The 11,986-nt window shown below is 30.5% G+C and carries 8 protein-coding genes; 2 read left to right on the top strand and 6 right to left on the bottom strand.

The annotated features are described in order from the left end of the window. A partial coding sequence (lpdA, locus tag AABI72_RS01290; RefSeq protein WP_338363661.1) for a dihydrolipoyl dehydrogenase occupies nt 1–1,363 on the top strand: 1,363 nt, incomplete at its 5' end. A gap of 28 nt (nt 1,364–1,391) precedes the next feature. Here the strand turns inward: lpdA and AABI72_RS01285 are convergent. The 3 genes from AABI72_RS01285 to rpmG all read right to left on the bottom strand — a co-directional run bounded on the left by AABI72_RS01285 (nt 1,392) and on the right by rpmG (nt 4,349). Beyond that, nucleotides 1,392–1,688 carry an NADH dehydrogenase ubiquinone Fe-S protein 4 gene (locus AABI72_RS01285; RefSeq protein WP_338363660.1) on the bottom strand — a complete coding sequence of 99 codons (297 nt, stop codon included), beginning with the start codon at nt 1,686–1,688 and terminating at the stop codon, nt 1,392–1,394. A gap of 1,356 nt (nt 1,689–3,044) precedes the next feature. After that, complete coding sequence (gene ribA / locus AABI72_RS01280; protein WP_338363659.1) at nt 3,045–4,157, bottom strand: GTP cyclohydrolase II RibA; 1,113 nt, start codon at nt 4,155–4,157, stop codon at nt 3,045–3,047. Between the two features lie 24 nt (nt 4,158–4,181). Next, on the bottom strand, nt 4,182–4,349 hold the full coding sequence (rpmG, locus tag AABI72_RS01275; protein WP_338363658.1) for a 50S ribosomal protein L33: 168 nt from the start codon (nt 4,347–4,349) through the stop codon (nt 4,182–4,184). A gap of 245 nt (nt 4,350–4,594) precedes the next feature. On the opposite strand from rpmG, the gene rpmJ reads away from it, so the two are divergent. After that, nucleotides 4,595–4,723: a 50S ribosomal protein L36 gene (rpmJ, locus tag AABI72_RS01270; RefSeq protein WP_338363657.1), complete on the top strand. Its 129-nt coding sequence runs from the start codon at nt 4,595–4,597 to the stop codon at nt 4,721–4,723. 810 nt (nt 4,724–5,533) lie between these two features. Here the strand turns inward: rpmJ and AABI72_RS01265 are convergent. The 3 genes from AABI72_RS01265 to carB all read right to left on the bottom strand — a co-directional run bounded on the left by AABI72_RS01265 (nt 5,534) and on the right by carB (nt 11,220). After that, nucleotides 5,534–5,851 carry a hypothetical protein gene (locus AABI72_RS01265; RefSeq protein WP_338363656.1) on the bottom strand — a complete coding sequence of 106 codons (318 nt, stop codon included), beginning with the start codon at nt 5,849–5,851 and terminating at the stop codon, nt 5,534–5,536. A gap of 133 nt (nt 5,852–5,984) precedes the next feature. Further along, complete coding sequence (locus tag AABI72_RS01260) at nt 5,985–6,338, bottom strand: hypothetical protein (protein WP_338363655.1); 354 nt, start codon at nt 6,336–6,338, stop codon at nt 5,985–5,987. Between the two features lie 244 nt (nt 6,339–6,582). Further along, on the bottom strand, nt 6,583–11,220 hold the full coding sequence (carB, locus tag AABI72_RS01255; RefSeq protein ID WP_338363654.1) for a carbamoyl-phosphate synthase large subunit: 4,638 nt from the start codon (nt 11,218–11,220) through the stop codon (nt 6,583–6,585). Between the last annotated feature and the right edge of the window lie 766 nt (nt 11,221–11,986).

Genomic DNA, 11,986 nt, shown 5'->3' with positions numbered 1-11,986 from the left:
TATAGTAATAGGTAGTGGACCAGGTGGATACACTGCAGCAATACGAAGCAGCCAAATGGGTATGAAGACAGCCATAATTGAGCAAAGTGAATTAGGTGGTATATGCTTAAACTGGGGATGTATTCCAACCAAATCACTACTTAAAGCAGCAGAAGTTTATCGCAATATAGAAAATGCACATAACTTTGGAATAATGGCACAAAATATTGGCTTTGACTTCAAAAAAATTATTGCCAAATCACGAGACTCTGCTAACCAACTAGCAAAAGGTGTATCATATTTAATGAAAAAAAATAAGATAACCACTATTATTGGTAAAGCAAAATTAATTAGTAAAAATGAGATCTTAGTTAATGCACCAAATGCAGAACAAAAAAAATTTATAGCTAAAAATATAGTTATTGCAACTGGAGCATCACCTCGTGCAATTCCAGGCATGGAATTTAATGGTGATACAATATGGAATTATAAGCATGCAATGTCACCTAATGTACAGCCTAAGTCACTTCTTATTATTGGCTCTGGTGCAATTGGCATAGAATTTGCAGACTTTTACAACACATTTGACACTAATGTAACTATTGTAGAAAAACAACCAGCAATATTGCCAGGAATTGATAAAGAACTAGGAAAAATAATGCATAGTGCATTAGAAAAACGTGGTATAAATATATATACATCTACATCTGTATCAAAAATTGATATAATAAACAATCAAGTACATACTACAATTAACAATGAGCAACAATCATTTGAAAAAATACTCATAGCAGTAGGAGTAGAAGCAAATACTAAAGATCTTGGATTAGATGAAATAGGAGTTGAAACTGAGCATAGTAAAATTGTTATAGATAGAAACTATCAAACCTCAGTACCAAATATATATGCTATAGGAGATGTAACTGGAGGAATATGTTTAGCACACAAAGCTGCACATGATGCTATTTCATGCATTGAAGGCATAGCTGGATTGAATTGCTATAAAACAAATGATGAGGAAGTACCAATGTGCATATATGCACATCCACAAATTGCATCAGTTGGTCTAACGGAAAGTGCTCTTAGGGAGAAGAAGTGTAACATTAAGGTAGGTCACTTCTATTACAAAGCAAATGGTAAGGCAGTTGCAACGAATGAAACTGTTGGTATGACAAAAATAATTTCAGATGCTAAAACCGGTGAAATACTTGGTGCTCATATTATAGGTGATAATGCAACAGAAATCATACATGCATATGTAGTAGCAAAAAGCACTGAGGCAATAGACATAAGCATTCAACGCACTATATTTGCACATCCAACGCTTTCAGAAATATTACATGAGGCAGCACTAGATTTAGATAATATAGCTATCAACTCATAGCAAACAACATCTAACGTTTAATCAGTCATTAAATTCTAAAATTATCAGAATAAGGTTTGCCATAATCTGCAGCTGGATTAATACTATCACTAATTATAGTATATGATATATTATTAGTATTAACAAACTCTAATGCATTATTAAGTGAGTAAAATATAATAGACACCTGACACTGCACCTCACCACCACCAGCCCAGTTCATTAAACCACCTTTTTCCTCAACATTTATAGGTAAAAATTTTAACACCCATTTTTTTTCTCTCTTTGCTGACTGAGTCACGCAACTATCTATGGCATAAATAACAGCAGTTTTGTTTAAATACATCTTATTTTATTGATAAAAACAATCCAATTAAGATACCACATGATAGTAAAAAAAAAAACAATAGCCAAAGCTTACTAAGTATCACAACACCTTGCTAATAAATAAGAAGATCTAACAAAAATTTTGGAAATTATCTTATCACATTAATGCTCACAGCAACTAGTGAGAAAATTTTTGATCTAATAAAAATTCCAATTTCTTTAATAATACTAGCCATTACTCAGCAATTACCAAAAATCTACAAAATATCATATACTTATTGTTAATTAATACTGCATTCAATTTCCATTACAATGGAAATTGAGATAACTGCCATGATCCACCAAAACTCATTTATCATTTCTTCATTTAATAAAAAATTATATAAACAGTATCTTTAAATTTATAACTCATAAAAAAATAGCACTTATTGTAAAAATTTTTCTGTTTTTCATTAAAATATTTTTGCATAATTAATCAAATGATCAAGAACTCACTGTAGATCATATCTCACACCATAATTTTCAAAAAATAAACAGTCTGCATAATTAAATAATCTAAATCTTCCTCTATTGCTATCACTAAATGAATCAATCAATGTATTTTTAAACCATAAATATTCTTTGATTCATATTATGAGAGATACATAGACAATTAATGTCTAATTTATATGTAAATATAAGAGAATTCTGTTGTATATTGCTATACAGAAATCTATCGAGTCTTATCTCGCCAACTTCTAAGATATTAAACATAACAATATTTGTGAAAGCTTCTCTACCTTTGAAAAAACTTTAATCATATCCACATTTTCATATTCAGCAATATATTCAGAATAAGACTTAACCATTTCAGCATTCAATTTTCTAGCATTAAATGCAATAGATCTTAGTCATTCATTGCTATATGTAATAAAATTCAATGGAATATAAATAGTCATAAATTTTATTGTCAACTATGAATCTATTGCAACAATATTAAATACAATCAATACACACACTGCAATCAAGCATATAACACTAATTTCTAACTACCCATCTATCACATTCTGACAACACAGCTCTTGCTATTAATCACAAACTGTTCTTTTGGTTAAAATAAAACTGCTTTAAACAATTATGGCAAATAAAACACTAAAAACTAATGATAATATTTATTTAGTCCATGAACCAATTCTAATAATTCTTTCTTGCTGACTTTATCTGGCAATTATTGCCATATTTAATCAGCAAAAAACAAAACATTGGCTTTCTTACTATAGCAATATAATCTGCTTAATAATTATTAAATATTACAAACCAACAACTCAGCTATACACACAGCCAAAATGTTTCTATTTCAAGCATCTTAAATTAGCAAACTTCACAATCTATGTAACTAGAATGCCAAATGACCCATCTTTTTAATCTTTGCTTCCATATAGCTATCATTATACTGAGTAGGTAAAAAACAGCTAGGTACAATTTGAGAAATTTTAATCCCCATAGCATTCAATGCCCTTTCTTTTAATGGATTATTAGTAATTAACTGGCATTGTGAAATTCCTAAATAGTCAAACATTGGCTTTAAAACATTAAAATTACGCTCATCGGAGCGAAAACCAAGTGCATTATTTGCCTCTATAGTATCCTTGCCTGAATGCTGAAGCTCATATGCACGCAACTTATTAAAAAGCCCTATACCACGACCCTCTTGATTTAAATAAAAAATAATACCACCCTTTTCCTCTGTAGTCATAAGCCCAAGTGCATGATGTAATTGATCACCACAGTCACATAATACACTTTGCAAAACATCGCCAGTATAACATGATGAATGAATACGCACCAATGGCATTGCACTTCTTACAGGATTACCAACTATAATTACTTGGTGCTCCAAGTAACCAAAACAAAAATTATATAACCTTGCTTTATGCACAACATCATTATGCTTAATAAATATATTGGCCTTAGATACCAATCTAAGTTTTTCTTGCTCTGTAATATATAACTTAACATCATCTATGTTTACTTTATTTATACCATATATTCTCTGCAGATTTTTAGCATCTTCAGCTGTTATTGGCACTGACAACAAAGAGGGCAGTATTCTTAAAAAACGTAATACATCTAAGGATTGACAGTCTAATGAATTTGCAATATCAAATTTTCTTTTATCAAAATTATATTTATCATAACTAATGCCAGCAATTTTCTTTATGTTAGAGATTGTACAAAAACAGTTGTCAAGAAAATAACGTAATGCATTATTATCATTGCATTTTAAGCCTAAATACTGTGCTCTTTCATGTGTAATGGTTATATATGCTCTACCAAGCTTCAGTAGAAAAGATAAGGTATTGTTTGCTAAAAATTCAACAACTGTAGAAATGCAATAAAAATTATATTGCCATAATATAAATGGCACACCACCCTCTATATCTGCAAAAAGCCTTCTAATAACAGTACTATTAGAGCCAAAAATTTTACAATGTTCAGAATCAATCACATCTATCTATACACCTGCTGACAGCTATTTAATCTTAGCCTCATTAAAAACCACATGCTTACGTACACGTGGGTCATACTTGCGAAATGATAGTTTCTTCAATGTTTTTTTAGGATTTTTTTTATGCACATAAAAAAAACCAGTCTCTGCTGTACTCAAAAATCTTATTAATACAGTATTCTTTTTTGCCATAAACAAACAATTTGCGATGAAAAGAGTATTAAATATAAACTTTAACAAAATTTATACTATATGTCAACAATCTCAACTAACAACATGTCAAAATATTTAACAAATAATTATATATTATATTAAAATATCCATTACCTTAAAAAGGATAAATCAATTACTAAATCAACAATAACACTATAATTAGTTTGCAGCTGGACATCTTTATGTTATAATTTATCATTAAATATTTTGTTTATTTTGATCCAATGAAAATTAGAAGCTCTCTAAAATCATCTGCCAAAATCCCTGGTTGTCAAATTGTAAAACGAGGACAACGCTTATATGTTATATGCAAAAAAAATCCACGTCATAAAAGAAGACAGGGAAAAAAGTGAAAAACCAACATTCTCAGTCAAATCTTGCATAGTTAATTATTCTATTCATTGCACAGAACCATTTATCAAAATTTTTGATATAATATTGCATGCTGGTTGTTAAAATTTTTAACAAATACTTTCCTGCAAGTTTACTATACTCCTTTTATTGCTGGTAAAATTAACTTTAGTTTTATAAAAAATATGTGTTTTAATTTTTTGGTATATGATTTGCCCTCATTGCTAAATATTTCACCTTTGTAGTAAAGATTTCTTGCTTTATAGGCTCATTTTAAATTTTACAAAATTATAGGATGTTGTCTCTGCAAATAGTGATAGCATGCTTTATAATTATGATATAACTTCTTTCTAATTTCTAAAAATTGAAAATATTTTAATTTTTTAATCAACTGATTTTTTAGCACTACTCATCTATAGCCAAATCAAAAATTTTCATGGAGTGTTTAATGCTGATTGATAAAAATTCAAACTTTTCATAAACAAAAAATAGAGAATCCATCAAAAAAATATTTGATAAAAAATTAATATAAATGCTAATATATTACTTGACAGTCTATTTGCTTTACATAGATATTATAATTCATCTTTTTCCTTAGATCTAACCAATAAAAGTTTGTGGTAAGACATTATTAGTATATCAAAACAAATAAAAATAAAATATAGTAATTCAAATTAATAAAATGTTAACAAACACTTTGTTGCTAGCATAAAAAGCTATGCTAAATATAAAATAATTATGAATAAAGAACAATGTATAATTCTTACTTTTTGCTTGCAAGGCAAGAATTACACATTAAAATTTAGCTAGATTTATAATAGATCAATAAAAAATGCATCAGACATTCCAGTATCCTGATCATTTCCAGATATAAATACTGCATCAGATATAGAAAAAATTTCAATATGATGCACAAAAACATCACCAGATAACTGGTATAACAAATCATCACCAGCAAATGATACAGTATGTGTAGTGAAATATTCACTATCAATTGTCACTATATCATCATATTGTAAAATTTGCCCATCAGACAAGTCATCATTCTCAAATGAAGTAATAATAACATTATGATATCCTTTACAATCATGCAAAGAAAAACTCTGATCTAAATTTTCTATATCATTCATAATATACTCTCATTAATTTAATAGAACCACTCATACATAGCATATAATTAGCAAAAAATAAACTTATTACTCAATTTTATCAAAGTAGATATTTAAAATATAAACTACTGGCTATAAAAATAACAACCCAATATTACCATGCAAACAAAGCACTTGAGTCACTACTCTCAACTGCTTCAAGAGAATGGAAGTCAATACAAAAAGATTCAAACTCACCACTATAGTCTCTACCAGATACAAACAGTGTATTGCTAAAAATATCAAAAACAGCATTACCTTCACTACAAATTGTAAAATGAAAATCATTACCAATAAAATATATATCATGCTCAGCAAAGAAAACATTATCTAACTGAGATTCAATATTCTCAAGTGGAACCATAAAACCACCATATGTGCATTTTGGCACTGCAACAACACACGCATTATAAGATCCAGTATCATTGGATAATACAATATTTTTCTCTATATCAGCTGTGTTAATCATGGTAATCCATATAGAAATAAAAAGATTAACTATATATTAAATTATGAAATAATAACAGAATAAATCTCATAATATCCACTAGCAAGTGTAAATAATTTGATCCACAACTTTGGTTGCATGTCATTATTATAGCTGCAGAATGCTAGTATATATTAAACCAAATTAATAATTTCAAACAAACCCAGCAAGTAATCTAAATATTTCTATACTAGAATAAGCATAAATAAACTATAGCATTAGCATACTAAACATCCTGCAATGCCATTACTGAATAATCAAAATTGACAACTTTTAATAATGATTTAACAAAAAATTTAGAAGCCTCAATTGTAGTATGATATGCTATATTTTTTTTTACCATAATCCAGCGTACACTTTTATCACCAACAATACTTGCATAGTTATTAGTTGTATTTAATACATAGCTTACCTTCCCATCTAACAAAAGATCTGCAATATTTGATCTGCCTTCACTAACCTTCTGCACAGCTGTAACATTTTTTATGCCACATGAATCTAAATAATTTTTAGTACCTTGAGTAGCTAAAACCTTACAGTCAAACTTTATAAAGCTGTCAGCTATTTCAACAATATCCTGAGTTTTATCACTATCACGCACAGAGAGAAAAACAGCATCACCTTTAACTGGAAATTTTACACCAGCAGACATATAAGACTTCAGTAGTGCTGCATACATATTCTTATCCATGCCTATTCCTTCGCCTGTTGATTTCATTGTAGGAGACAAGACAGGATTGACATTAGGAAAACGGTTAAATGGAAAAATAGGCATCTTAAAGGCATGGATTTTTGAGTGCAAAAAATTTGGGATACTGAGTTCAGAAAGTTTTTTCCCCAGCATCAACTCAGTTGCAGCATCTGCTACTGGAAAACCTAACACTTTTGCAACAAATGGCAGTGTGCGACTAGCTCTTGGATTGGCTTCAAGTATATAAATAGTACCATCCTTAATAGCAAACTGCACATTAAGCAGTCCCTTAATATGAAGTTTCTTGCCTAACAGAACAACTTGGCGCTCAATCTCCTTCACTGTATAATCAGGTAATGAATGTGGTGGTAATGAACATACAGAGTCACCAGAGTGCACACCAGCACTTTCTATGTGTTCCATAATGCCCACAACTTTAACATCATCACCATCACCCAATGCATCAACATCCACCTCACATGCCTTATCCAGAAACTCATCCACAGATATCCCACCAACCCAAGCACCACCATTATCATTTAGTATATCTCTCACATATTCCTTTAATTCATCTGTGCTATAGATTATCCGCATTCCTTGGCCACCCAAGACACTAGATGGTCGCAATAAAACTGGAAAACCTATTTCTTCAGCATCCTTAGCCAGTTTATTATATATTGCCTCATAAGTGGAATATTTAGTATAAAGATATTCATCATGGTGCAATTCATCAGATATTTCCTTATATCTAAGGCATAACTCCTTATTATTCTCTGTAACATCTATCATACCACTTAAGCAGGTAGTTACATCTCTATAAGAATCTTCCAACATCTCTTTACAACCATAAGGAACAAATCCATATCCTGCGGAGACTATTGTACGTATTTCATCACATTTTTCATGCAAGAGCTCACATTTATGTAAAATATGACTAACATTTTGATCTATTTTGCTAATTGGACTCATAAAAAAGGCATCTAATCTCTTTTGCTTTCTGCAATCTACATCTTTAATTTTAGCACATTCTTTATTAATCAAATCTTCTAGGACTTTGAATTCAATTTTTATAAATTCCTTACATAAACCAAACTTGAAATCATCAATATGCACTGTAGTATCATTTTCTTCAAAAAACTTACGTAAACCAGAACCAATACTGCTAATATAATCCTTAATCTTTGCTATCTCAGAATTAATCTTCTCATATTGCTCTGTTTTATCTATTGCTAATATTGGTGTGTCATTTGCCACACAATCCATTGAGGCATCTGTTGATTCTAGAATCAATTTGCCATTTCTAAAATACCTATTTATAGTAAATAGACAATCTGATGCTTTATTGCGTAATTCTTCAATAAGTTTAATCTCTTCCTTTCTTTGCTCATTCCACATAAGATATTCAGCAATCTCAACAAGTTTTTCTTGTATATGTGTAGCAGCTTTATTGTGAAATTTATCTAAACCATACACCATGGATTGTATGTGTTCTATCTCTGGGCAATTTTCTTTATTTTCTAACAAACCATCACTTTTAACTGATTTGATTCTTCTTAGAAGTTTAGGCTTATCAACACAATAACTCATAAGGTATACAATACTTTGATTATCCAAAAATGACTTGGAATCATCTCTTAAAGAAATATTATGCTTTAAAGTAAAAGTAGAACTCAAGTCATACATCAACTTAATAGATAAGTTCTCACAAAATCTAAAATAATATTCTCTTTTCAATAATCCTTTTATTTTATGAGAAATCTTAGTCTTTTCAAAGAATAACCTTCCCCAAGCCTTTGTACGGGAATTATAATCAACTTTTGCTGTATTATATCGACTTTTTGGCTGTTGTAACCTTAAGCTGATTAACAACAAATGAAAAATAGATCTATCCTCACAACTAGAAAGCGAGGCAAAATCTGTGCCCAACCAAAGACCCTTATACTTAGAATAATTCTTCATCATAAGATTTAATGCCCTTTGTCCACCAAATTGAGCAATAATGCCAAGCAACTCACCAGACTCCTTCTCTTTCTCTACAATATGGCTAAGATGCTCAATAGTGAGAGGCTCAAAATAAAGCCTGTCAGATATATGATAATCAGTTGATAAAGTTTCTGGATTGCAGTTAAACATAATAGCCTTAATGCCCATTTTCCTTGCTGCCTGACATGCATGCACACAAGAATAATCAAATTCAATACCTTGACCTATTTTATTAGGCCCACTACCTAAAATAATGACCTTTTTACCTTCAAGTGGTTTACTCTCACATTCTACCATTCTCACATCAGCACTGCCCTCTAAACCTTGCAGGAAATATTGAGGATATTCATAACAACTATACAAATAAGATGCTCTAGATTCACTGCCATTTAGTGCAAACTCTGCAGCACAGCTATCCACAGCCTTAAAAACTGGTTTAATAGACTTAATATGATCAAATAAAGCCTTTTGATCTTCTTCACTGTCAAACAGTATGCACAAATGTTTAATCCTAGCAAAAGAAAAACCCATTCTTCTCATAGAGATAATAAGGTTATCACTAAAATAATCTGCTAAATTCAATTTCTTATCACTAGAAGCCTTTTTATCATTAAGGTAATCTTTAATACAATGAGAAAAATCAGTTTCAGCTTTTATTATTTCATTTATGCGATCAACAAACCAATGATCATATTTTGTAACTTTTACTATATAATCAACTGTCTTTCCAAGACGCAAAGCATCAGCAATAATTCTTAATTGCCATGGTGTAGGCTGAGGTAATTCCTCCTCAACAAGACTCTCTAACTTTGCTACTGCTGCATCTAATTGCACCTTATTAGAATCATCATATGATATAGCTTGAGCAAACCAATAAGAACAATAATTTGGGAACAACTTTCTTATTTCTCTATTTATAAACAAAGCACTAGATCTCCAGATATCCTTATCTAGAAAAAATGGAGCAATCTCACTTAATCCATCTAGCCACTCACTCAGAGACATCATTGCCTTTTGTAGTGCTTCTGCAAAATTACGCCCAAATGCCATTGCTTCACCAATTGCATACATAGCAGTAGACAGTCTGGGTTTAATACCTGGGAACTTTGCAAAATCAAATTTTGGCACCTTAACAGCCACATAATCAAGTGATGGCTCTAAACAAGCACTAAGACCAGAACAGTCATTTCTCAACTCATGCAACCTATAGCCCAATGCCAACTTAGTTGTAATCTTGGCAATAGGATATCCAGTAGCTTTAGATGCCAATGCTGATGATCTAGAAACTCTTGGATTCATCTCTATTACAAGCATTGTTCCATCTACTGGATTTACAGCAAACTGAACATTTGCACCACCTGCACTCATACCCACAGCATCCATAATTGCAAAAGATGCATCACGCATTTTCTGATATTCCTTATCAGTTAATGTCATAGCTGGTGCAACAGTTATGCTATCTCCTGTGTGCACACCCATTGGATCAATATTCTCTATAGCACAAATCAATACATGATTGTTGTCAATATCTTTTATAACCTCCATCTCAAACTCTTTCCAGCCAATCAAAGACTGATCAATTTGTATTGAGGCTCCACCACTAGCACTAAAAGCTTGTTGTACTATCTCTTTAAACTCTGCTGCACTATAAGCTATTCCACCCCCAAAACCACTTAATGTAAAAGATGAGCGAACAATTATTGGAAAATCTATCTTCCCCATCAAAGATAATGCTTCATCCATACTTGAAATCATATTACTTTTTGGAGTTTTTAAACCAATACTATGCACAATCTTGGCAAACTCCTTCCTATCTTCTGCACGCTTAATAGCATCCAGACTTGAGCCCAAAACTTCTACTCCATATTCCTGAAAGACATCCTGTAATTGCAATGCACAATTAAGAGCGGTTTGCCCACCAACGATAGGTAATATAGCATCAGGTTTTTCAATATCAATAATCTTTTTAACAAAGCTTGGTGTAATTGGCTCCATATAAGTCCTATCTGCCAAACTAGGATCAGTCATGATGCTAGCAAGATTAGAATTAACTAAAATAGTTTTAACATTTTCTTCTTTAAGTGCATTACATGCTTGTGTTCCTGAATAATCAAACTCAGCAGCCTGACCTATGACAACAGGACCAGAGCCAATCACTAGCACAGAACTTATATCATTTCTTTTGGGCATAATTAGTCAATCTATAAAAACGAACATTATAACACCATGATTGTACCAAAAAACATAATGCAGGTACTAAATAAATCTTCTATATGCTTATAAAAACGAACATTATATCAATCAACAAATTAATTATTAATAATCACTTATATGAGTTAAAATTGTATATGATAATACACTCAATAAACATTTTTAATTTTCATTATCTAGATTAAGGTTTAATGCTTTTTTCTTTTTTTAATTTATTAAAAAACCACCATAAAAAACTTTCTGTTGGGTTAATTTTTTTCTTTTGGAGTATTTTCTTGGTTAATTTCATCTACAGTTTTATCAAAATCTGATTTATATTATTAATCTTACATAAATTTATATTTTTGAAATTAATTCCTTGCATAATTATCAACTTCTAATTTAAATATTTTACCTTTTCCTAAAAGAATTTCATGAATATAAAATTCTAAAAACTTATTAAACTTATTGCTTCAACCTTGCATTAACATATATGCTTCTTTTGATATAAAATTTTCAGTATAGAGTATAAAAATTCAAGAAGACCACTTTCCTTGGCAACAAAAATTCCAGTAAGAAGCTTGATATTTTTCTTAATTTCCCAATTAAAGCAAAACAAAAAACCATTTGGAAATCAACAAACAAAGAAAGTTCTGAGTTTATTAATTAAGAAAAAATGAAAAAACAAAACACAGCTAATTTATATATTTGGAAACACATAGATTATGGTGCTCTTAAAGAGCAATATTGCATAACACTTAAAACT

The organism is Candidatus Xenohaliotis californiensis, assembly GCF_963930935.1.
Lineage (GTDB): Bacteria > Pseudomonadota > Alphaproteobacteria > Rickettsiales > CAWVOK01 > Xenohaliotis > Xenohaliotis californiensis.
The sequence above is the reverse complement of the archived record's forward strand: the minus strand, read 5'-3'. Positions and strand labels throughout refer to the sequence as shown.

Coding starts and splice junctions, on each gene's coding strand:
- AABI72_RS01285 (WP_338363660.1), bottom strand. CDS start 1,688: ATGTATTTAAACAAAACTGCTGTTATTTATGCCATAGATAGTTGCGTG.
- rpmG (WP_338363658.1), bottom strand. CDS start 4,349: ATGGCAAAAAAGAATACTGTATTAATAAGATTTTTGAGTACAGCAGAG.
- rpmJ (WP_338363657.1), top strand. CDS start 4,595: ATGAAAATTAGAAGCTCTCTAAAATCATCTGCCAAAATCCCTGGTTGT.
- AABI72_RS01265 (WP_338363656.1), bottom strand. CDS start 5,851: ATGAATGATATAGAAAATTTAGATCAGAGTTTTTCTTTGCATGATTGT.
- AABI72_RS01260 (WP_338363655.1), bottom strand. CDS start 6,338: ATGATTAACACAGCTGATATAGAGAAAAATATTGTATTATCCAATGAT.
- carB (WP_338363654.1), bottom strand. CDS start 11,220: ATGCCCAAAAGAAATGATATAAGTTCTGTGCTAGTGATTGGCTCTGGT.